Source organism: Pseudomonas knackmussii B13 (assembly GCF_000689415.1).
GTDB lineage: Bacteria > Pseudomonadota > Gammaproteobacteria > Pseudomonadales > Pseudomonadaceae > Pseudomonas > Pseudomonas knackmussii.
In genome coordinates this window covers 2,605,766-2,626,213 of record NZ_HG322950.1, presented here as the reverse complement: position 1 = coordinate 2,626,213, position 20,448 = coordinate 2,605,766, and the positions used below count along the sequence as shown (strand labels likewise).

General features: G+C 67.0%; 20 protein-coding genes. 10 read left to right on the top strand and 10 right to left on the bottom strand.

Annotation, left to right across the window (positions count from 1 at the left end; translation table 11 throughout):
* Nucleotides 1-4: 4 nt before the first annotated feature.
* Together PKB_RS12435 and PKB_RS12430 are read left to right on the top strand one after the other, a co-directional pair.
* Nucleotides 5-529 carry a hypothetical protein gene (locus tag PKB_RS12435; protein ID WP_043252142.1) on the top strand — a complete coding sequence of 175 codons (525 nt, stop codon included), beginning with the start codon at nucleotides 5-7 and terminating at the stop codon, nucleotides 527-529.
* A 229-nt stretch (nucleotides 530-758) separates the two neighbouring features.
* The gene (locus tag PKB_RS12430) at nucleotides 759-1,775 is read left to right on the top strand and encodes an IS110 family RNA-guided transposase (RefSeq protein ID WP_043249792.1); all 1,017 of its coding nucleotides are present in this window, start codon (nucleotides 759-761) and stop codon (nucleotides 1,773-1,775) included.
* Between the two features lie 364 nt (nucleotides 1,776-2,139).
* Here the strand turns inward: PKB_RS12430 and flgN are convergent, their stop codons facing one another.
* The 9 genes from flgN to PKB_RS12385 form a co-directional block, all read right to left on the bottom strand.
* On the bottom strand, nucleotides 2,140-2,580 hold the full coding sequence (gene flgN / locus PKB_RS12425; protein WP_043252140.1) for a flagellar export chaperone FlgN: 441 nt from the start codon (nucleotides 2,578-2,580) through the stop codon (nucleotides 2,140-2,142).
* Entirely contained in the window at nucleotides 2,577-2,861 is a 285-nt protein-coding gene (gene flgM, locus PKB_RS12420; protein WP_043252138.1) for a flagellar biosynthesis anti-sigma factor FlgM, read from the bottom strand. Before flgM ends, flgN begins: the two co-directional genes overlap by 4 nt.
* A gap of 74 nt (nucleotides 2,862-2,935) precedes the next feature.
* Complete coding sequence (locus tag PKB_RS12415; RefSeq protein ID WP_043252137.1) at nucleotides 2,936-3,358, bottom strand: flagellar FliJ family protein; 423 nt, start codon at nucleotides 3,356-3,358, stop codon at nucleotides 2,936-2,938.
* Complete coding sequence (fliI, locus tag PKB_RS12410) at nucleotides 3,355-4,701, bottom strand: flagellar protein export ATPase FliI (RefSeq protein ID WP_043252136.1); 1,347 nt, start codon at nucleotides 4,699-4,701, stop codon at nucleotides 3,355-3,357. The genes PKB_RS12415 and fliI overlap by 4 nt, the downstream gene beginning before the upstream one ends.
* Nucleotides 4,702-4,703: 2 nt before the next feature.
* Nucleotides 4,704-5,399: a flagellar assembly protein FliH gene (fliH, locus tag PKB_RS12405; RefSeq protein WP_043252134.1), complete on the bottom strand. Its 696-nt coding sequence runs from the start codon at nucleotides 5,397-5,399 to the stop codon at nucleotides 4,704-4,706.
* Between the two features lie 7 nt (nucleotides 5,400-5,406).
* Nucleotides 5,407-6,450, bottom strand: coding sequence for a FliG C-terminal domain-containing protein (locus PKB_RS12400; RefSeq protein ID WP_043252132.1), 1,044 nt, complete (start codon nucleotides 6,448-6,450; stop codon nucleotides 5,407-5,409).
* Entirely contained in the window at nucleotides 6,422-8,131 is a 1,710-nt protein-coding gene (fliF, locus tag PKB_RS12395) for a flagellar basal-body MS-ring/collar protein FliF (RefSeq protein ID WP_043252129.1), read from the bottom strand. The genes PKB_RS12400 and fliF overlap by 29 nt, the downstream gene beginning before the upstream one ends.
* A 20-nt stretch (nucleotides 8,132-8,151) precedes the next feature.
* Nucleotides 8,152-8,484 (bottom strand): flagellar hook-basal body complex protein FliE, encoded by a 333-nt coding sequence (fliE, locus tag PKB_RS12390; protein ID WP_043252128.1) that lies wholly within the window; start codon nucleotides 8,482-8,484, stop codon nucleotides 8,152-8,154.
* Between the two features lie 15 nt (nucleotides 8,485-8,499).
* Nucleotides 8,500-9,888 carry a sigma-54 dependent transcriptional regulator gene (locus PKB_RS12385; RefSeq protein ID WP_052355258.1) on the bottom strand — a complete coding sequence of 463 codons (1,389 nt, stop codon included), beginning with the start codon at nucleotides 9,886-9,888 and terminating at the stop codon, nucleotides 8,500-8,502.
* A gap of 511 nt (nucleotides 9,889-10,399) precedes the next feature.
* Here PKB_RS12385 and PKB_RS12375 point away from each other — a divergent pair.
* From PKB_RS12375 to PKB_RS12345, 7 genes are read left to right on the top strand one after another with little or no spacing between them, the layout of a single operon-like run.
* Nucleotides 10,400-11,239 carry a FliM/FliN family flagellar motor C-terminal domain-containing protein gene (locus PKB_RS12375; protein WP_043252123.1) on the top strand — a complete coding sequence of 280 codons (840 nt, stop codon included), beginning with the start codon at nucleotides 10,400-10,402 and terminating at the stop codon, nucleotides 11,237-11,239.
* Nucleotides 11,236-11,595, top strand: coding sequence for a flagellar motor switch protein FliN (locus PKB_RS12370; protein ID WP_043252121.1), 360 nt, complete (start codon nucleotides 11,236-11,238; stop codon nucleotides 11,593-11,595). The genes PKB_RS12375 and PKB_RS12370 overlap by 4 nt, the downstream gene beginning before the upstream one ends.
* Nucleotides 11,592-12,347, top strand: a complete 756-nt coding sequence (gene fliP / locus PKB_RS12365) for a flagellar type III secretion system pore protein FliP (RefSeq protein WP_043252119.1) — start codon at nucleotides 11,592-11,594, stop codon at nucleotides 12,345-12,347. The genes PKB_RS12370 and fliP overlap by 4 nt, the downstream gene beginning before the upstream one ends.
* A 7-nt stretch (nucleotides 12,348-12,354) precedes the next feature.
* Nucleotides 12,355-12,627, top strand: a complete 273-nt coding sequence (locus tag PKB_RS12360; RefSeq protein WP_043252117.1) for a flagellar biosynthetic protein FliQ — start codon at nucleotides 12,355-12,357, stop codon at nucleotides 12,625-12,627.
* 14 nt (nucleotides 12,628-12,641) lie between these two features.
* Entirely contained in the window at nucleotides 12,642-13,442 is an 801-nt protein-coding gene (gene fliR / locus PKB_RS12355; protein ID WP_043252115.1) for a flagellar biosynthetic protein FliR, read from the top strand.
* Nucleotides 13,435-14,574, top strand: a complete 1,140-nt coding sequence (gene flhB, locus PKB_RS12350; protein ID WP_043252113.1) for a flagellar type III secretion system protein FlhB — start codon at nucleotides 13,435-13,437, stop codon at nucleotides 14,572-14,574. The genes fliR and flhB overlap by 8 nt, the downstream gene beginning before the upstream one ends.
* Nucleotides 14,571-16,667, top strand: coding sequence for a flagellar biosynthesis protein FlhA (locus PKB_RS12345; protein ID WP_043252111.1), 2,097 nt, complete (start codon nucleotides 14,571-14,573; stop codon nucleotides 16,665-16,667). The genes flhB and PKB_RS12345 overlap by 4 nt, the downstream gene beginning before the upstream one ends.
* A gap of 2 nt (nucleotides 16,668-16,669) precedes the next feature.
* On the opposite strand, the gene PKB_RS12340 is transcribed toward PKB_RS12345, so the two are convergent.
* Nucleotides 16,670-17,017, bottom strand: coding sequence for a PilZ domain-containing protein (locus PKB_RS12340; RefSeq protein WP_043252109.1), 348 nt, complete (start codon nucleotides 17,015-17,017; stop codon nucleotides 16,670-16,672).
* A 307-nt stretch (nucleotides 17,018-17,324) separates the two neighbouring features.
* On the opposite strand from PKB_RS12340, the gene PKB_RS28750 reads away from it, so the two are divergent.
* Nucleotides 17,325-20,384, top strand: a complete 3,060-nt coding sequence (locus PKB_RS28750; RefSeq protein ID WP_052355257.1) for an EAL domain-containing protein — start codon at nucleotides 17,325-17,327, stop codon at nucleotides 20,382-20,384.
* Nucleotides 20,385-20,448: the final 64 nt, after the last annotated feature.

Below are 20,448 nucleotides of genomic sequence, written 5' to 3'. Positions count from 1 at the left end.
CACCATGAAAAGACGCCCCGCGCTCTCCCTGAACATCACCCCCGTGCAACAACAGCCCCAATTCGTCGACATGGCCGCGCGAGGGGTCAGCTACGTACATGGCTCCAACAGCCATTCCTTCGCCGGCCTGATTCGCTTCAGGGCGCTGCTGAGCATGGAGGAAATCGACGGAACCCCCTGGTTCCATGCCCACGGCCTGCATTCCGGAGAACGTGGCTATACGCGCCGTTATCTGTACTGCGGCCAGCCCGTCTCGCAGGGCGTCAGCCTGAATCACGTGCAGAACTTCGGCGAATCGCTGCACTACGCGAAGTTCGGCTGCGAATCTGGGGCCTATCCGGTTCTGTTCGGATTAGGTAGCGAGGTCTGCACCCATGAGAGGTTCCTCGATCACCCGGTCAGCTGCCGCGGAATCAACATCGACCATGTGCGTGCCATCTACGTGCCGGAGGGCAAGGTGGCCGAAGCGAAACTGGAGCTGAACACGGTGCCGCGTCTCAGCGGCCTGGTCAGGCCAATAATGAGCTGAGCGTCACGATTGACTCATCAGGAACGGACCTCATCCGCGACTCGCGCGCATGGCGTGCTCCTACAAAGGCATTGGCGCGGGGATTTTCGCGGATGAGATCCGCTCCTACAGGGGGATTCCGCGAGTTCGGCACGGGCGCGTTGGTAGGGCAATGAAATGGACTCCTCCCTCCTACGGCGTCAAGCGCCAGACTGATGGTGTAGCCACAAGTCCCGGAGGGGGAGTCAGCATGAACATTAGTCGCGTTGGTCTGGATCTGGCAAAGCAGGTATTTCAGGTGCACGGCGTCGATAGCCACGAGCGCGTGGTGTGCCGGCGGCAGCTCAAGCGGGCGCAGATGCTGGATTTCTTTCGCCAGCTGGCACCCTGCCTGGTGGCGATGGAGGCCTGCGGCAGTGCGCACTATTGGGCGCGAGAGCTGCAGGGGCTGGGGCACGAGGTCCGCTTGATTGCACCGCAGTTCGTCAAACCTTACGTCAAGGGTGACAAACACGATGCCCACGATGCCGAAGCGATCTGCGAGGCGGCCAGCCGTCCGAGCATGCGCTTTGTGCCGGTGAAGAGTGCGCAGCAGCAGGCCGGGCAGTCCGTGCATCGCATTCGCAGCCGTCTGGTCCGGGCCCGTACGGCACTGTGCAACGAAATTCGCGGCTTGCTCGGCGAATTCGGCCTGGTCGCCAGCCGACGCGGGCGCGCGGCGACGGTCGAACTGCTCGAGACGGTCACCGCTGCCGAGCCGGTGCCCTTGCCGGCGCCGATGGGCGAGTTGTTGAGCGGCTTGAAAGAGGAGTTGCAGGCGCTGGATGCCCGCATCGAGCGACTGGAGCGAGTGATCAAGCGCAGTGCGCGCGAGGATGCGCGCATCCAGCGCCTGCTGGCCGTGGAAGGCATCGGCCCGCTCACCGCCAGCGCGGTGGTGGCAGCGGTCGGCGATGCCCGGCAATTCCGCACGGCGCGTCAGTTCGCGGCCTGGCTGGGCCTGGTGCCACGGCAACACTCCACGGGCGGGCAGCAGCGCCTGGGCGGGATCACCAAGCGTGGCGATACCTACCTGCGCACCCTGTTCACCCATGGCTCCCGCTCGGTCGTACGCTGTTGCGCCAACAAGACCGATGCTCGCAGTCGCTGGCTGCAAGGCCTGTTGCAACGATGCAATGCCAACGCCGTCGCCGTTGCCCTGGCCAACAAGAATGCCCGGATCGTCTGGGCCCTGCTCAGTCGGGAAACCACCTACCAACCCGCCTGAGCGTTACCGGCAACACCGCTGTAGAAACGCTCCACCACGATTGCACAGTGAATGGCATTGATGACGAACCGGTCGAACCGGCCTGTATGAAACCTGGGTTATCCGCGGGCTCCCTGCTGCCGTGAAGCAAAGCCGTTAGGGCGATCAGACATACAGGCGCGCATTTCATCAGGGCTCGGGAGCTGCCACACCGCTCCATGAAGCCGGATATACGGACGCAGTCGTACCTAGGTTCGAAATCCCCGCCAAACACTGGCAAACCGGGAGGAGTCCATATACGAATAACCCCGAGGGGGTTATCCGCCTTTTCGGGCTGCGCGGCAGGCAAAAAAACGACGCCCTGGGGCGCCGCAAAGGAATGGATTCAGTAGGCGGGCGAATAGACCCCGTGCCCGCCTTGCTCGCCCAGCAATTGGCCGAGGATTTCGTGGTGCATCGCCAGCAGGCGGCCGTTGCGTTCGTTGAGCAGGCGGCATTCCTCGACCTGTTCGCCCAGCTGCTGCCAGTCGCGTTGCAGGGCTTCGCGGCCGGCGCCGGGGAAGTGTTCCAACAGGCGTTGCATGCCGGCGCGGTCGATATGCAGGCCGAATGCCTGGAGGACCTTGGTGCGGCGTTCGGCGCGTTCGCGCACGCTGGCCACCAGCTCTTCGATTCGTCGGTTGCCGCGGGAGATGGCCTCGCTGTCACGGGCCATCAGCTGGTCGTGCAGCTCCAGCAATGCCGCACGCAGGTACAGGTAATCAGCCCGATCCAGGCGAATGTCGGCCTCGATCAGTTGCAGCAGGCGGGCGCGCTTTTCGCTCATGCACCGCCGCCGTGGAAGTCGAGCATGCTGCGCGACAGCGCCTCGGGGTCGAGGGAGATCTCGCCGCGCGCCAGGGCGTCGCGAATGGCCGCGACCTTGTCCAGGTCGACGTCCGGCAGCGCGCCCAGGGCGTCCTGCAGTTGCTCGACCGGCAACGCGGCGGCATTGCCTGCGGCCTGGGTCGCGGCGCCTTGCACCGTGGCCTGGGTGGACGCGCGCGAGGTCGCGGCGGTCTGCACCGGGGTGCCGAGGGCGGGCTTGAGTTGGCGGGTGATTTCCATGCTCGAATCCAGAATAAGGGGGGCCTATCGACCCACAGGCGACCCATGCGCCGAAGAACTTAAATGCTGCCTCATCAATCCTGCCCGCGCCACCACGCCTGGGCGGCCAGGCCGTCCTGGATCTTCTGTTCCTGGCGCGCCAGCTGCGCCTGCCATTGCTCCAGGCGCGATTCGATGACGTGCTCCAGCACCTTCTCGCCACGCATGGCCTGCAGCAGTTCGGCCTGGATGCGCTCCAGGGTCTGCTCGGCCACTTCCAGCTCGCGCTGCTGCAGGGCCAGCATCTTGAACAGCGTGGCCTTGTACTGCTGCTGGTTGCCGCGTTGCAGCGCGGTGCTGGTCGGCACCACGAAGCCGCACAGGCGGTTCAGGCCGGTGATGTTGTTGCGGTAGCGCTGGCACAGGCCGCGCTGGTAGTTGACCCGGCCGAGCATCTCGCGCACGCGGTTGCCGCGCACGCCGGCGAGCCGGCGCAGGGTGTCGATCTGTTCTTTCATCCGCGCAGTACCGTTTGCAGGGTTTCACGGCTGGCCGCGAGGTCGGCGCCCTCGCCCACCTCCTGGCGCAGGAAGCGTTCCAGGGCCGGGGCCAGTTGCACGGCACGGTCGGTGCGCGCGTCGAGCCCTGCCGTATAGCCGCCGAGCGGGATCAGTTCGCGGATCTTCTCGTAGGTGCCGTGGAACTCCTTGAACTGCCGCGCCGCGCGCAGCTGCTGCGGGTCGCCGACCTGCGCCATGCAGCGGCTGACCGAAGCGCCTATGTCGATGGCCGGGTAGTGGCCGATATCGGCCAGGCGGCGCGACAGCACGATGTGGCCGTCGAGGATGGCCCGCGCGCTGTCGGCGATCGGGTCCTGCTGGTCGTCGCCCTCGGCGAGCACGGTGTAGAGCGCGCTCAGGCTGCCGCTGCCGGCCACGCCGTTGCCGGCGCTTTCCACCAGCTCCGGGAGCATGCCGAACACCGACGGCGGGTAGCCCTTGGTCGCCGGCGGCTCGCCCAGGGCCAGGGCGATTTCGCGCTGGGCCATGGCGTAGCGGGTCAGCGAATCGACCAGCAGCAGCACGTCGCGGCCCTGGTCGCGGAAATAGGCGGCGATGCTGTGGCACAGCTCGGTGGCCTTCAGGCGCATCAAGGGCGACTCGTTGGCCGGCGCGACTACCACCACGGCCTTGCGCCGGCCTTCCTCGCCGAGGGAGTGCTGGATGAATTCCTGCACTTCGCGGCCGCGCTCGCCGATCAGCCCAACCACCACTACATCGGCCTTGGTCTGCCGGGTGATCATGCCCAGCAACACGCTCTTGCCCACGCCGCTGCCGGCGAACAGGCCCACGCGCTGGCCCTTGCCGAGGGTCAGCAAGCCGTTGATGGCGCGCACGCCGACGTCCAGCGCCTCGGTCACCGGGCGGCGCTTGAGCGGGTTGACCGTTGGCAGCTGGGTCGACAGCGGATCGCGCCCGCCGAGCCGGCCCAGTTCATCGAGGGGTTCGCCGAGACCGTTGACCACCCGCCCCAGCCAGGATTCGTCGATGCGCAGCGCGGCCTGCTCCTCGGCGGGGAACACCCGCGAGCCGGCGGCCAGGCCGACCGGTTTCTTGAACGGCATCAGGTAGGTGGTATCACGGTTGAAGCCGACCACCTGGGCGTCCAGCAGGCTGCCGTCGGCCTGCTCGACCATGCAGCGCTGGCCGGTGGCGCGGCGGCAACCGAGGCTTTCCAGGAGCAGCCCGGAGACCCGCACCAGGCGCCCACTGACCTTCGCCAGCTGGACTGCATCGAGCGAGCGCAGGGCGCCGTCGAGATCGAGGTCGCGGTCGAAGCCGAAGCCGTCGCCCAGGGCCATGGTCAGGCTTCGCCCAGCAGGTGCTCGTCGAGCACTTGCATGCAGCTGTCCAGGCGCTGCTGGCAGCCGATATCGGTTTCCTCTTCGGCGGTCAGCAGCCGGCACTCGCCCAGCGCCAGGCGCTCGTCGGGGACCAGGCGCCAGGCTGCAGCGCGTTCCGGGGCCAACTCGCGAATGCGCGCGCACTCCTCGGGGTTGAGCAGCAGTTGCACGCTCTCCGGGCGCTCCGGCATCGCCGCCAGGGCCTCGTCGGCCAGGCTCAGCAATTGGGTCGGATGCAGGGTCAGCTCGCAGCGGATGACTTGCCGGGAAACCTTCTGCACCAGCTCCAGCAATTGCTCGCGGCGCTGCGCCTCGAACTGCTCGGCGAAGCGGCGGAACTCCTGGCACAGGCGATCCAGCGGCTGCGCCGCGGTTTCGAACACCTGGCGCCCCTCGGCACGGCCCTCCTCGCGCCCCTGGCGCAGGCCTTCCTGGCGACCGCTGCGCAGGCCTTCCGCGTGGCCGGCTTCGCGCCCCTGTTCGAGGCCTTCGTGGTAGCCCTTCTCGCTGCCCTGCTGGTAGCCGTCGGCTACGGCGCGTTGCAGTTCGGCCGGATCGCCGCCCTGCCATTGCTCCTGCAGGGCCCCGCTGCAACGCGGCGGGAATCGGTACGGCCGCCACTCGCGGGTGCTGCCGCGGATAACCTTGACCGTCATGTTCGCCTCACTCCACCGTCTGTTCGCGGAACAGCTGCAGCTGGATTTCGCCTTCGGCGGCCAGCTCGCGGACCATGCCCATGATGTCGCGGCGCACCTGCTCGACGCGGCTCAGCGGCACCGGGCCCTGGCGGCGCTTGATGGAATCCATCTGCTGCGCCTGGCGCTTGGGCATCGCGGCCTGGATGGCCTTGACCAGCGCCGGCTCGGCGCCCTTGAGCGCGACCACCCACTCTTCCAGGGGGATGGCTTCGAGCAGCGCCTGCAGGGTGTCCTGGGACTGCCGGGAGAGGATGAAGAAGTCGTACATCTCCTCCTCGATGCGCTCCACCAGGTCCTCGCTGTGCCCGCGCAGCAGCTCGAACATCTGGTTCCGGTCGCCCTTGAAGCGGTTCATGATGTCCGCCGCCTGCTTGATGCCGCGTACTTGCGAGCCCTGCGCGGAAAGCACCTGCAGGCTGCGGTCGATCAGTTGCTCGAGTTCGGCGATGACTTCGCTGCTGACCTCGCTGAGGTTGGCGATGCGGTAGAGCAATTCGTCCTGGCGCTCGGCCGGCAGGCATTCGAGCACCTCGCTGGCCATCGACGGCGGCAGGAAGGCAAGGAACACCGCCTGCATCTGCGCGTGCTCGTTGGCGATCAGCGCAGCGAACTGCTTGGGATCGAGCCATTCCAGGCGGGCCATCTTCGCGCGGATTTCCTCGCCGTAGATGCTGTCCAGCAGGCTGCGGGTGATGTCGCTGCCCAACGCCTTGCCGAGCATGCCGGCGAGGTAGCCGCGCGAGGCACCCTTGATGCTGCTCTGCTCCTTGTAGTCCTCGAAGAAGCGGCCGATGACGTCCGAGACCATCGGCAGCTTGACGTTGTTCAGCCGCGCCATGGCCTGGCTGATGCTGATGATCTCCTCGCGGGAGAAGTGTCGCAGCACGCCGGCGGAGGTTTCGTCACCCATGCTCAGCATGAGGATCGCCGCCTGTTCCATGGAGCTCATATTGCGCCGGCGCGCCGGTACGCGCGGCTCTTCAGCCGACGGGTTGGAGGTCTCGCTCATTGCGCCCTATCCATTGCTTGATCACTTCGGAGACCCGCTCGGGATCGTTCTTGGCCAGCATCTGCAGGTGTTCGATCTGGTGCTCCAGGCCCGAGCCGGGCGCCGGCAGGCGAATCTCCGACAGCGGGTTGAGTTCGCTGAACACACCCAGCGCGCGCGGTTCGTCGCCGACCCGGGCGAGCAGGCGCTCGGCGGCGCGTTCGCCACTGAGCAGCGGCGCCAGGCCGTCGTTGTCGTCCACTGCCACGCCCGACGCCGGACGGTTGCTCAGGCTGCGGACCGCCGGGCGCACCACCAGCAGCACCAGCAGCAGGCTGACCAGGGTGAAGGCACCCAGCCGGGCCCAGCCCTGCAATTGCGGGTCGGCCCACCAGGGGCTCGCCGCGTCCACGGGTTCGGCGGCGACGAAGGGCAGCACCGAGATCGACAGGCTGTCGCCACGTGCGGCGTTGAAGCCGACGGCGTTCTTCACCGCCTGTTCCATCTGTTTGCGCGCCTCTTCGTTCCAGCCATCCTTGGGCGCGACGTTGGCGTTGATCATCACCGCGATGCTCTGCTGGCGCAGGTTGAAGGGCGCGCGCTTCACATGGGTGACGGTCTGGTCGTAGTCGATCTGCCGGTTGGATTCCTGGCGCAGCGAGGTGGCCGACTTGTTCTGGCCCTTCTCGCCACCAGCACCATTGGCGCCACCGGCTGCGGCCGCCTGCGCATTGCCGGCGCCCTGCTGCGGGTCGTTCGGCTTGGCCGGGGCCAGGTTGCTCAGCGAGCCGGGCACGCCGAGGGCGAGCTCGTCCAGGGTGCGATCGTCGCGGGTGGTCTCGCGGCGCAGGCGCGGGTTGTCGCCGTAGGTCTGGCGGGTTTCCTCGGCCTGGCTGAAGTCGATGTCGGCGGCCACGCTGACGCGGTAGTTGCCGGCGCCGAGGATGGGCGCGAGGACCTGCTCGACGTTGGCCACGGCCTTCTGCTGGAAGTCGTCGACCAGTTGGCCGTTTTCCTGCGAGCCGCCCCAGGCGCTGAGCCCGCGCGACAGCAGCACGCCGTGCTGGTCGACCACGCTGACGCTCTCCGGCTGGAGCTGCGGCACGCTGTTGGCCACCAGGTTGACCACCGCGGCGACCTGGTCCGGCTTGAGCTTGTAGCCCGGCGCCAGTTGCAGCATCACCGAGGCCTTGGCCGGGTCGCGCTGGCTGACCACGAAGGAGCTGTCCTGCTCCAGGGCCAGGTGTACACGCGCCTGCTGCACGCCTTCCAGGGTCATCACGGTGCGCGCCAGCTCGCCTTCGAGGCTGCGTTTCAAGCGCACGTCCTGGACGAACTGGCTGGTGCCCAGCGGCTCGTCCTTGTCGAACAGTTCGTAGCCAGCCGGCACCGCGACCTTCACCCCCTTGGCCGCCAGCAGCATGCGCACGTGGGCCAGCTGGTCGTCACGCACCAGCACCTGGCCGCTCTGCGGGTGCAGGCGATAGGCGACGCCCTCGGCGTCGAGCACCTGCATGACCTCGGCGGCCGGGAAGGCTTCGCCTGCGCCATACAGCGGATGGAAGGCGCCCTGGTCGCGCCACAGGTACCAGGTGCTGCCCAGGGCCAGCAACGCGGCGCCGCCGGCCAGGCCGAGCAGGCTCAGGCGCGGGTCGAAGCGCAGCTTTTCCAGGGGCAGGCGGGTTTTGATCTTCTGCAGCACGGTTCAGCCCTTGTCCGCCGTCACAGCGGCATGCTCATGATTTCGTCGAAGGCGCTGCTCAGCTTGTTGCGCACCTGCAGCAGCGCACTGAAGGAGACGCTGGCCTTCTGGCTCTCGATCATCGCCCCGGCCAGGTCGTCGCTCTGCCCGCTGTCTACCGCCGCCATGGCCGCGCTGGCCTGGTGCTGCTGGGCGTCCACGGCGCGCAGCGCGTCCTCGAAGGCATTGCCGACGCCGGCCTCGGCGACCGCGCCGTCGATCTGCGCGGCCGGGCGGATCGGCGCCGCGGACAGCTCGCGCATTTGTTCCATCTGCCCGAGCATGTCGTTACGGGCCTGCAGAATTGGGTTCATTCACGGGGTCTCGGGTCAGAAGGACAGGTGCACGCCCTGCTCGCGCATGGCATTGAGCCGGTAGCGCAGCGCGCGCGGCGTCATGCCGAGGCTTTCGGCGGCCTTGGTCTTGTGCCCGCCGAAACGGCGGATGGTGTCGATCACGTGCTGGTACTCGGCCCACTTGCCGCTGGCGCGCAGCGCAGCCTTGCCGCCTTCGGCCGGCAGCTGCGCCACCGGGACGGCTTCCACCAGCCCGGCAGGCGGTGCGAGGCCCAGGTCGCGGGGCTGGATGAACAGCCCGGCGCGCAGCACCAGGGCGCGCTGGATGACGTTTTCCAGCTCGCGCACGTTGCCCGGCCAGTCGTGGGCCAGCAGCGCCTGGCGGGCCGGCTCGGTGAGCAGCTCGGCGTGGCGCTCCTGCGGCGCGTACTGGCCGATGAAGCGCTGGGCCAGGGCCAGGATGTCGTCCTTGCGCTCGCGCAGCGGGCTGATGTGCAGCGGCAGCACGTCGAGGCGGAACATCAGGTCGGAACGGAAACGCCCGGCGGCCACTTCGTCCTGCAGGTCACGGTTGGTCGCGGCGATGATGCGCACGTCCAGGCGGATCTCGCGCTGCCCGCCCAGGCGCTCCACGCGCTGCTCCTGCAGCACGCGCAGCAGCTTGGCTTGCAGGCCCAGCGGCAGTTCGCCGATTTCATCGAGCAGCAGGGTGCCGCCGTTGGCCTGTTCGAACTTGCCCGGCTGGGCGCTGACAGCGCCGGTGAACGCGCCGCGTTCGTGGCCGAAAAGAATCGATTCGAGCATTTGTTCGGGGATTGCCGCGCAGTTCACCGCGACGAAGGGCGCCTGCGGATCGGCGGAGAAGCGATGGATGTAGCGCGCCATCAGCTCCTTGCCGGTGCCGGTTTCGCCAGTGATGAGGATGGGCGCGCGGGTCTGCGCCACGCGCTGGGCCATGGCCAGCAGACGGCGGCCGGCGCGCGACTGCGAGACGAAGCCTTCGCCTGCGGCCTGGGCCTGTTCGTGGCGGTGCAGCAGCGCGGCCAGCTGGCTTTCGCTGAACGGCGCCAGCAGGTAGTCGACGCAGCCCAGCTCCAGCAGCTGCGCGGCCATTTCCTGGTCGGCGTACTCGACCACCGGCACCAGGCTCAGCTGCGGCACCCGCTGCAGCAGCTCGGCGATGTGCGGGAAAGTGCGCGCCGGCTGGCGCTCGGCGAAGACGAAGACCGGGCCGACCGCCTGCAGGTCGCAGCCGTCCAGCTCGGCCGGATGGCGTACCCGCAGCACCTCGCGACCGAGTCGCGCCAGCCCCTCGTTGAGCAGGTCCAGGCCGATCTCGCCGGCCCCGCCGACGATCACCACCTGCTGCTCGGCCGGGGTGATCCGGGCCGCCTGACTGGACAATTGATTGAACTGTTTCAATGCAACTTTCCTGCTTCTCGGCTGCCTTGGGCAGCACTCGTTTATTTCATCGCCCGCACATCGACGATGAACTTCCGCCGTTTATGGAGGTCATTTCCCTGGCAACTTTCCGGCCTTTTATAAAGACCCTCGAAAAGTTCACCTCTTTTTTCAGTTCTTTCTTCGACAGGGCTTAAGAAGTTCCACTTCCCGGTCGCCCTGCTCATTCACGGGCTGCTTTTTGTTGCGCACCCCGTCACTGCCGCAACGTTAACCAGATCACGCCAAAACGACCCAGTCAGTTCTCGTCAAATTCGCTTAGGCGCCCTCCGCTGACGATCAAAAACGTCATTTGATATCTATTGATTTAACCGCAAGCTCCCGCCGCCATAGACTTCCGCCCATCTGCAGAGGCTCCTCGGTGATTTTCCCGATGGCCCCGGCGAGCACCTCAGGTTCGTCCTGCCCGGCACCGTCCGGGAGCGCCGCGAACGCCTTGAGCAGCCCCAACTTCCGGAATTCGACACAACCCATGACTGGCCCATCCAAAGTCCACCACGGCGTGCCCTCGGAAAGACTCACGCGCTTGCAGCCACACAAGTTGGGCCGGCATCACCATCGCGTTCCGCAATATATTCGCGAGATCGTCCATAAATATCCGCGGACCATCAGCGACTATTTCCTGCGCAACTACCGGATCAACCTGGAGTTGCAGAAGATCGAGGTCCACGAGCAGGCGCCGCGACCGGCCGAATGCGTGTTCAGCTGCCCCGGCGGCAAGGTCGGTTTCGCCATCGATCGCCCGCTGCTGACCGAGGCCCTGGAGTGCTACTACGGCGGCACCTCGCTGCCGAGCCACGACACCCCGCCGATCAGCACCTCCGAGCAGCGCATGCGCAAGCGCCTGGGGGTGGACGTCAGCCAGCTGTTCGCCCGCTCGCTGCTGCTGGGCGACACCTTTGGCGAGCTGAGCCCGCACGACAACGACTACGAGATCGTGCAGTGGGAATACGTCGCCGAGTTCCAGTTCCTCAGCCACATCACCGGCAACACGGCAGCGCTGCACATCTACCTGGACGGCGAGCTGACCGACGAACTCACGGCGCGCCTCTCCGGCCCGCCGCCGGCGCGGCTCAACGGCGACCCCATGCAGCACCTGCTGCACCTGCCGGTGCGCCTGGATTGCGTGATCGCCGCCCTGCAGCTGCCGTTGAACCAGGCGCTGGACCTGCGTCCCGGCGACATCATCCCGGTGCGCATGCTGGAGCGCTGCGACGTGCAGGTTAACCAGCAGAAACTCTTCCGCGGCAGCCTTTTCGAAGAAGATGGCGGCCTTTTCCTGACCTCCCTGGAAAGCGTGACAAGCCCATGAGCCAAGTGACCGACAGCGAACTGGACAACCTGCTCAACGATGCGGGCCTGGCCCTCGACGAGCCGTCCATGCCCAGCCCCGAAGCCTCCCCGGCGGCGCGCCAGGACCTGAGCTTCTTCGGCAAGATCCCGGTGAACCTGACCCTGGAGGTCGCCTCCACCGAGATTTCCCTGAAGGAGCTGATGGAGGTCGACACCTCCAGCGTCATCGTCCTCGACAAGCTGGCCGGCGAGCCGCTGGACCTGAAGGTCAACGGCGCGCTCTTCGCCAAGGCCGAGGTGGTGGTGATGAACGGCAACTACGGCCTGCGCGTGCTGGAACTGTGCGGCGCCGGGCTGGACGACCTGACCCGATGAACCGCGCGCGGCACTGGCTGGCGCTGGGCCTGGGGCTTGCCGGGATGCTTCCCGGCATGGTCCTGGCCGCCGGCGGCGAGGTTTCGCTGCTGAGCCTGAACGACACCGGCCATGGCCAGGAACTGAGCGTGAAGCTGCAGATCCTGGTGATGATGACGCTGCTCGGCTTCCTCCCGGCCATGCTGCTGATGATGACCTGCTTCACCCGCTTCATCATCGTCCTGTCGATCCTGCGCCAAGCCCTGGGCCTGCAGCAGAGCCCGCCGAACAACATCCTGGTGGGCATCGCGCTGTGCATGACCCTGCTGGTCATGCGCCCGGTGTGGAAGGAGGTCTACACCGTGGCCTACGTGCCCTTCCAGGCCGACAGCATCACCCTGGAAGAGGGCCTGGGCCGCGCCAAGGGCACCCTGAGCCGCTTCATGCTCGCGCAGACCTCCAAGACCTCCCTGGACACCCTGCTCGCCCTGGCGGGCGAGAAGATGCCGGAGAACAAGGCCGATCTCGACTTTTCGCTGCTGTTGCCGGCCTATGTGCTCAGCGAGCTGAAGACCGCCTTCCAGCTCGGCTTCATGATCTTCGTGCCCTTCCTGGTCATCGACCTGGTGGTGGCCAGCGTGCTCATGGCGATGGGCATGATGATGCTCTCGCCGATGATGATCTCGCTGCCGTTCAAGCTCATGGTGTTTGTCCTGGTCGACGGCTGGGCGCTGCTGATGGGCACCCTCACCTCCAGCATCCAGCCGTTCTGAGGCCGCCATGCTCACCCCGGAATACGCCGTCGAGTTCATCGCCAATGCCGTGCACATCACCGCCATCGTGGTCTGCGTGCTGGTCGTGCCGAGCCTGCTTGGCGGCCTGCTGGTGAGCATTTTCCAGGCCGCCACGCAGATCAACGAGCAGATGCTCAGCTTCCTCCCGCGCCTGCTGATCACCCTGGGCATGCTGGTGTTCGCCGGGCACTGGATCCTGCGCACGCTGAGCGACCTGTTCATCGAGACCTTCAAGCAGGCCGGACACCTGGTCGGCTAGGCGGGACGCGACGGATGCTTGCCAACGAGTCGCTGCTTGAGGCCAGCCAGTACCTGCAGGAGATGCAGCGCTACTGGTGGCCGTTCTGCAGGATCATGGCGCTGGCGACCACGGCGCCGGTGCTCGGCCACAAGTCGCTGCCCAAGCGCGCCCGGGTTCTGCTCGTCCTGGCGCTGACCCTGGCGCTGTCCACTGCCCTGCCCCGCCCTCCGCAACTCGACGCGCTGTCGGCCGCCGGCATCCTCGCTGCCATCGAGCAGATCGCCGTGGGCGCCCTGCTCGGCCTGACCCTGCAACTGGTGTTCGTGATCTTCAGCGTGGTCGGCGAGATCGTCTCGACGCAGATGGGCATGAGCATGGCGCGCTACAACGACCCGGTGAACGGCGTGTCCTCGTCCTCGGTGGTCGGCCAGTTGTACTTCCTGCTGATCGCCCTGCTGTTCCTCGCCAGCGACGGCCACCTGCTGGCGGTCAGCGTGATCTACCAGAGTTTCGTCTACTGGCCGGTGGGCAGCGGCCTCAGCTACGCCGGCTTCGCCACCTTCATCTACGCCATGGCCTGGGTGCTGTCCGCCGCCACGTTGCTCAGCCTGCCGCTGGTGTTCGCGCTCTTCCTCGTGCAGTTCTGCTTCGGCTTGCTCAACCGCATCTCGCCGGCCATGAACCTGTTCTCCCTGGGCTTCCCCATGGCCATCCTGGCGAGCCTGGCATGCATCCACCTGACCCTGCCGGAGCTGCCGGAAAACTACCTGCACCTCTCCCGCGAGCTGCTCGACAACCTCGGCCACCTGCTGCGGGAGGCCAGCCATGGCTGAGAACAGCTCCGGTGAAAAGACCGAAGAGGCCAGCGCGCACAAACTGCGCAAGAGCCGCGAACAGGGCCAGGTGCCGCGCTCGAAGGACCTGGCCGGCACGGTCGCACTGCTCTGCACCCTGCTCGTGCTCAAGGCCTGCGTCGGGCGCTTCTGCCAGGGCCTGGAGGACAGCTTCCGCTTCTCCTACCTGGACCTGAAGCACAGCGAGATCGGCCTGAACGACCTGGCGCTGATCCTCGGCCAGCACATCTGGCTGCTGGTCCAGCTGCTCCTGCCGCTGCTGCTAACGCCCTTGCTGGTGGTGACCTTCGGCATGGTGCCTGGCGGCTGGATCTTCGCTTCCGCGAACCTGGCCTTCAAAGCCGGCAAGCTCAACCCGATTTCCGGCCTGGCGAAGATGTTTTCGCCGCAGAACCTCACCGAATTGCTGAAATCGCTGCTGAAGATGGCCGTGCTGCTGACAGTGGCCTGGTATCAGTTGCAGGAAGCGATCCCGGAGCTGATCCAGCTGCAGCGCGGCGACATCCGCACGGCCATCGGCGGCTCCCTCGGCCTGCTCTACGACACCCTGATCGGCCTGCTCATGGTCTTCGTCCTCTTCGCCTTGCTCGACGTGCCGCTGCAGCGCTTCCTGTTCCACCGGCGCATGCGCATGACCAAGCAGGAGCGCCGCGAGGAGCACAAGAACCAGGAAGGCCGCCCGGAAGTGAAGGCGCGTATCCGCCAGGTGCAGCGGCAGATGCTGCAGCGGCAGATCAACCGCGTGCTGCCCAAGGCCGACGTGGTGGTGACCAACCCCACGCACTTCGCGGTGGCGCTCAAGTACGACCCGAAGAAGGCCCAGGCGCCCTACGTGCTCGCCCGCGGCATGGATGAGATGGCCCTGTACATCCGCCAGGCCGCCGCCAAGCACAATCTCGAAGTCCTCGAGCTGCCGCCGCTGGCGCGCGCCATCTACTTCAGCACCCAGGTCAACCAGCAGATCCCGGCCGGCCTGTATACCGCCGTGGCCCACGTGCTGACCTACATCCTGCAGCTGCGCGCCTACCGCCAGGGGCGCCGGCAACGCAAGCCGGAACTGGCCACCCACCTCCCCATTCCCGACAGCCTGGCAAGCAGAGGCCAACCATGAATTTCCTCGAGCAACTCCTGCCGACACTGCGCAGCGGGCGGATCGGCATCCCGCTGGTCGTCCTCTCCATCCTGGCGATGATCATCCTGCCGCTGCCGCCGCTGCTGCTGGACGTGCTCTTCACCTTCAACATCGGCATCGCCCTGCTGGTGCTGATGGTCAGCGTGTCCTCACGCAGCCCGCTGGACTTCTCGCTGCTGCCGACCGTGGTGCTGGTCACCACCCTGCTGCGGCTGTCGCTGAACGTCGCCTCCTCGCGCGTGGTGCTGCTCGACGGCCACACCGGCTCGGGCGCGGCGGGCAAGGTGATCGAGGCCTTCGGCCACGTGGTGATCGGCGGCAATTTCATCGTCGGCATCATCGTCTTCGTGATCCTCACCATCATCAACTTCATGGTCATCACCAAGGGGGGCGAGCGGATTTCCGAGGTGACCGCGCGCTTCACCCTGGACGCCCTGCCCGGCAAGCAGATGGCCATCGACGCCGACCTCAACGCTGGCCTGATCGACCAGGCCGAGGCGAAGAAGCGCCGCGCCGAGGTGGCCAAGGAAGCCGACTTCTACGGCGCGATGGACGGCGCCTCGAAGTTCGTACGCGGCGACGCCATCGCCGGCATCCTGATCCTGCTGATCAACCTGTTCGGCGGTGTCGCCATCGGCGTCTTCGTCTACGCCATGGCCGGCGGCGAGGCCTTCCGCCAATACGCCCTGCTGACCATCGGTGACGGCCTGGCGGCGCAGATCCCGGCGCTGCTGCTGTCCACCGCGGCGGCGATCATCATCACCCGGGTCAACGAGTCGGCGGAGATCACCGCGCTGGTGCGCCGGCAGATGCTCGCCTCGCCCTCCATCCTTTATACGGTGGCCGGCATCGTCACCGTCCTGGCCATGGTGCCGGGCATGCCGCACCTGGCGTTCTTCAGCTTCGCCGCGCTGATCGCCTTCGTCGCCTGGCGGGTGTCGCTGGCCGAGCCGCCGGCCGAGGCGGAAGAACTCGACAAGGTCGAGGCCCTGGGCAAGGCGATGGACCAGGAGCGCGTGCAGAACCTCGGCTGGGACGACATCCCGCTGGTCGAGCGGCTGTCGGTGTCGCTGGGCTACAAGCTGGTCGGGCTGGTCAACGAAGCCGGCGGCGCGCCGCTGGTGCAGCGCGTGCGCGGGGTGCGCCAGACGCTCTCGGAAAGCCTCGGCTTCCTCCTCCCGGAAGTGCACATCCGCGACAGCCTGCGGCTGAAGGCCGGGCAATACAGCATTCACATCAGCGGCGAACGCATCGACGGCGCCGAATTGCACGCCGACCGCCTGATGGCGATTCCCTCGGCGGAACTCTACGGCGAGATCGACGGCATCCTCGGCCACGACCCGGCCTACCAGATGCCGGTGGTGTGGATTCGCCCGGAAGACAAACCGCGCGCGCTCAACCTCGGCTACCAGGTGATCGATTGCGCCAGCGTCATCGCCACGCACCTGAACAAGGTGATCCGCGAGCACCTGCCGGAAATCTTCAAGCACGACGACGTCGAACAGCTGATGCAGCGCCTGGCCAGCCAGTCGCCGAAGCTTGCCGAGCACCTGCGTTCGCAGCTGAGCTTCAGCCTGCAGCACCGCGTCTACCGCCAGCTGCTGCAGGAGCAGGTGCCGCTGCGCGACGTGGTCAGCATCGCCACCACCCTGGTGGAGTCGGCGGAAACCACCAAGGACCCGGTGCTGCTGGCCTCCGACGTGCGCTACGCGCTGCGCCGCAGCATCGTCTCGGGCATCGCCGGCGAACGCGGCGAGCTTTCGGTGTTCATCCTCGACAACAACCTGGAGAACACCCTGCTCAGCGCCCTGGCCATCGCCCAGCAGGCAGGCCCGGTGAGCCTGGACAACATCCCGGTGGAGCCGAACCTGCTCAACCAGTTGCAGAACACCATGCCGGTGGTGAAGGAAAAGCTGCGCAAGGACGGCCACCCGCCGATCCTCACCGTGATGCCGCAACTGCGCCCACTGCTGGCGCGCTATGCCCGCGTGTTCAGCCCCGGCCTGCACGTGCTGTCGCAGAACGAAATCCCCGAGCGCGTGGCGGTGAACATCCTCGGCACCCTCGGCTGAGGTCAGCCCGGCGCCGGCGTGCGACGACCGGCGCGCAGTTCGTTCATCAGCTCGTTGAAGGTGACCGAGGGCAGCTCCAGCTTCAGACCGGCCTCGTACTGGCCGGTCTGCGCGTTTTCCCGCGCCCAGACGCAGCGCATCTTCACTTCGGCCACGCGCATGCGGTCCTCGCGGTCACGCATGCGCAGGCGCAGGTCGAGCAGGCTGTCGACCTCCAGCAGTACATCGCAGCGCAGCTTCAGGCCGCTTTCCGAGACATCGGCGGCATAACCGATCAGCGCGCCGCTGGCGGCGTCGTGGACACGAATACGGAACATCGAGCGGAAAGCAATTCGGTCGTGCTGGCGCATGGGAAACCTGGTCGTTGGCGGACTCTTCGGAAAAGAGGGCGACCGCCGGGCGAACACTCTTAAGCCCTTCGTAATGCCAAAAAGCCGCAATACCGGATATTGTGACGGCCATCACAGGAAAGTTCCTGCAGACTCAGTTCATGAATGTCTGCCGAAGGTCGCAAGACGGCCTCGGCTCCGCGCTGACGGACGCTGCGCCGACGCCTGAACTAATCTGCAAGGAGCCAGGGACCCACGGGTGGAACTCCGGCGAACGACGCGGATCATCCCTATATCGTGGCAATCACGCACAGACAGGAAGTGATGGATGGCAATGTCTCCCCGCGGACGATTCATCGGCCTCGCCGCCAGCGGCTATGCGCTGGCTTCCCTGGCCTGGATCTACTGTTCGGATCGTCTGCTCGCCGACCTGGCCAGTACCCAGGCGATGGTCTGGCTGTCCATGGCCAAGGGCGGCTTCTTCGTCATCCTCACCACCGCCCTGCTCATCTATGCGCTGAACACCGTGCCGCCGGCCACGGCCAGCCCCCTCGATAGCGCCCCCTTCGGCGATGCGCCGCAACGCAGTCTGCTGCAACGCGCCGGCAGCTACCTGTTCGCCACCCTGGTAACCCTCGCCATGCTGCTGGTGCACCACAGCCTGGCCGGCCTTCTCGATCACCACTCCCTGCCGGTGATCCTGCTCCTGCCCATCGTCGCCAGCGCCTGGCTCGGCGGCTTCGGCCCCGGCTTTCTGGCCACCGCGCTGGCCGGACTCGGACTGGACTACCTCGCGCTGCCGCCGTTGAACAGCCTGTGGATCGACAACGACCACGACCTGCTGCAGTTCGCCGTCCTCTGCCTCGGCGGCCTGGCCATCAGCCTGCTCAGCCACCTGCGCCTGCGTACCGAACGGCACCTGCACGCCCAGCGCCACCTGCTCGACGCCGTGGTCACCGGCACCACCGATGCCATCTTCGTCAAGGACCAGGCCGGTCGCTACCAGTTGGCCAACCGCGCCTTCGCCGAGCTGCTGCAGGTCACTCCGGAGGCTCTGCTCGGCAACGACGACCGCCTGCTTTTCTGCGACGAGCAAGCCGACCAACTGCGCGCAGAAGACCTGACCCTGATGCGCGAGGCGTGCACCCGCAGCTGGGAGCGAAGCCTGACCCTGCGCGATGGCCGCGCGCTCGAATTCCTGATCACCAAGGGGCCGATCTTCGATGCCGCCGGCCAGGTCCGTGGCGTGTTCGGCATCGCCCACGACATCACTGCACGCAAGCGCACCGAGGAAGCCCTGCAGCGCAGCGAGACCGCCATGCGCATGGCCCAGCGCCTGGCCAATGTGGGCAACTGGGAGTGGGATGCGGCGAGCGACCGGCAGGTCTGGTCGGAGCAGACCTTCCGCATCTTCGGCCTTCCCAGCGACCAGCCGCCGCCGTCCTTCTCCGCGCTGCGCCAATGGTTCGGAGAGAAGGACTGGGCGCTGATCGAGCAGGCCACGCACAAGGCGCTGGCCCAGGGCGAAGACTTCGCCGTCGATGCGGAACTGCGCGACCAGTCCGGCGCCCAGCGCTGGGTATCGGTGCGTGGCTATGGCCGCCGCGGCAGCGACGGCAAGGTTCGCCAGCTCTATGGCGCGCTGCAGGACATCAACGAGCGCAAGCTCGCCGAACTGGCGCTGCATCAGGCGGCAATGGTCTTCGACAGCAGCCACCAGGGCATCATCGTGGTCGATCCGCAGATGCGCATCAGCCGGGTCAACCCGGCTTTCACCCGGATCACCGGCTACACCGCCGAGGAAGTCGTCGGCCAGCGGCCCAACGTGCTTTCCTCCGGCCTGCATGACCCCGCCTTCTACAGCGAGCTGTACGCGAGCCTCGCGCGCGACGGCTATTGGAGCGGCGAAGTGTGGAACCGCCGCAAGTCCGGCGAGACCTATCCGGAAATGCTCTCGATCAGCGTCGCCCACGACGACCAGGGCCAGCCGCTGCACTACATAGGCGTGTTCAGCGACCTCACGCAGATCAAGAGCCAGGCCGACCAGCTCGACCGCATGGCCCACTTCGACCCGCTCACCGGCCTGCCCAACCGCCGCCTGCTCGGCGACCGCCTCGACCAGGCCATCGCCCGCAGCCTGCGCTCGTCGCACTCGCTGGCGGTGTGCTACCTGGACATCGACGACTTCAAGTCCATCAACCAGCAAGGCGGTACGGCCCTGGGCGACAGCCTGCTGGTGACGGTCGGCGACAACCTCAAGCATGTGCTGCGCAGCGAGGACACCCTGGCGCGCCTGGGCGACGACGAGTTCGTGGTGCTGCTGACCGAGATCGAGTCGGTGGAGGACTGCTCGTCCTCCCTCGACCGCATGCTCGCCGCGATCAACGCGCCCATCGCCACCGAAGCCGGTGAGTTCCGCCTCTCGGCCAGCATCGGCGTGTGCATCTACCCCGACGACGACGTCGATGCCGGCCTGCTGCTGCGCCACGCCGACCAGGCCATGTGCCTGGCCAAGGCCGCCGGGAAGAACCGCTACCACCTGTTCGACCCGGACAGCGACCGCAAGGCGCACGCCCGGCGCAAGCTGCTCGACCGCGCGCACAGTGGCCTGGAGGCCGACGAATTCGTCCTCCACTACCAGCCCAAGGTCGACCTCGACACCGGCGCGCTGGTCGGCGTCGAAGCGCTGGTGCGCTGGGCCGATCCCGACCAGGGCCTGCTGATGCCGGGCATGTTCCTCCCGGCGCTGCAGGGCAGCCCGCTGGACATGCGCCTGGGCGAATGGGTGATCCGTACCGCCCTGGCCCAGGCCGATGCCTGGCGCCGCGAGGGGCGGCCGGTGGCGATCAGCGTCAACGTCAGCGCCTGCCACCTGCTCGACCAGCACTTCCCCGAGTGGCTGGGTAGCAGCCTGGCACGCTACCCCGAGCTGCCGCCGGCAAGCCTGGAGCTGGAAATCCTCGAAAGCGTCGCCATCGACGACATGGCCCGCGCCATCCAGGTGCTGCGCCAGTGCCGCAAGCTGGGCGTGCATTTCGCCCTCGACGACTTCGGCACCGGCTACTCCTCGCTGACCTACCTGCGCCAGTTGCCGGTGGACACCCTGAAGATCGACCAGACCTTCGTCCGCGACATGCTCCACGACGGCGACGACCTGGGCATCGTCGAAGGCGTGATCCGCCTGGCCGAAACCTTCGACCGCGAGGTGGTCGCCGAGGGCGTGGAAACCCTCGAGCACGCCCGCCAGCTGCGACGCATGGGCTGCCGTTTCGGCCAAGGCTACGGCATCGGCCGGCCGATGCCGGCGCAGGAGCTGCCGATCTGGCTGGAAAGCTGGCGCCAGCAGAGCCCGGCGCTGCGCGGGGGGGCCGGGGGCCAGCCACGCTGAGCCGGCCGCGCGGGCCATCCATCCCGCGCGGATTGCCATTCGGCGCTCTGGCTGATATCTGTAT

Excerpts from the sequence above, each read along its gene's own strand:
- PKB_RS12345 (WP_043252111.1), top strand. The coding sequence starts at position 14,571 with ATGAATTTCCTCGAGCAACTCCTGCCGACACTGCGCAGCGGGCGGATC.
- PKB_RS12400 (WP_043252132.1), bottom strand. The coding sequence starts at position 6,450 with ATGAGCGAGACCTCCAACCCGTCGGCTGAAGAGCCGCGCGTACCGGCG.
- PKB_RS12430 (WP_043249792.1), top strand. The coding sequence starts at position 759 with ATGAACATTAGTCGCGTTGGTCTGGATCTGGCAAAGCAGGTATTTCAG.
- flhB (WP_043252113.1), top strand. The coding sequence starts at position 13,435 with ATGGCTGAGAACAGCTCCGGTGAAAAGACCGAAGAGGCCAGCGCGCAC.
- PKB_RS12435 (WP_043252142.1), top strand. The coding sequence starts at position 5 with ATGAAAAGACGCCCCGCGCTCTCCCTGAACATCACCCCCGTGCAACAA.
- fliE (WP_043252128.1), bottom strand. The coding sequence starts at position 8,484 with ATGAACCCAATTCTGCAGGCCCGTAACGACATGCTCGGGCAGATGGAA.
- PKB_RS12415 (WP_043252137.1), bottom strand. The coding sequence starts at position 3,358 with ATGAAAGAACAGATCGACACCCTGCGCCGGCTCGCCGGCGTGCGCGGC.
- PKB_RS12340 (WP_043252109.1), bottom strand. The coding sequence starts at position 17,017 with ATGCGCCAGCACGACCGAATTGCTTTCCGCTCGATGTTCCGTATTCGT.
- flgN (WP_043252140.1), bottom strand. The coding sequence starts at position 2,580 with ATGAGCGAAAAGCGCGCCCGCCTGCTGCAACTGATCGAGGCCGACATT.
- fliP (WP_043252119.1), top strand. The coding sequence starts at position 11,592 with ATGAACCGCGCGCGGCACTGGCTGGCGCTGGGCCTGGGGCTTGCCGGG.
- PKB_RS12375 (WP_043252123.1), top strand. The coding sequence starts at position 10,400 with ATGACTGGCCCATCCAAAGTCCACCACGGCGTGCCCTCGGAAAGACTC.
- flgM (WP_043252138.1), bottom strand. The coding sequence starts at position 2,861 with ATGGAAATCACCCGCCAACTCAAGCCCGCCCTCGGCACCCCGGTGCAG.
- PKB_RS28750 (WP_052355257.1), top strand. The coding sequence starts at position 17,325 with ATGGCAATGTCTCCCCGCGGACGATTCATCGGCCTCGCCGCCAGCGGC.
- fliH (WP_043252134.1), bottom strand. The coding sequence starts at position 5,399 with ATGACGGTCAAGGTTATCCGCGGCAGCACCCGCGAGTGGCGGCCGTAC.
- PKB_RS12360 (WP_043252117.1), top strand. The coding sequence starts at position 12,355 with ATGCTCACCCCGGAATACGCCGTCGAGTTCATCGCCAATGCCGTGCAC.
- fliR (WP_043252115.1), top strand. The coding sequence starts at position 12,642 with ATGCTTGCCAACGAGTCGCTGCTTGAGGCCAGCCAGTACCTGCAGGAG.
- PKB_RS12370 (WP_043252121.1), top strand. The coding sequence starts at position 11,236 with ATGAGCCAAGTGACCGACAGCGAACTGGACAACCTGCTCAACGATGCG.
- fliI (WP_043252136.1), bottom strand. The coding sequence starts at position 4,701 with ATGGCCCTGGGCGACGGCTTCGGCTTCGACCGCGACCTCGATCTCGAC.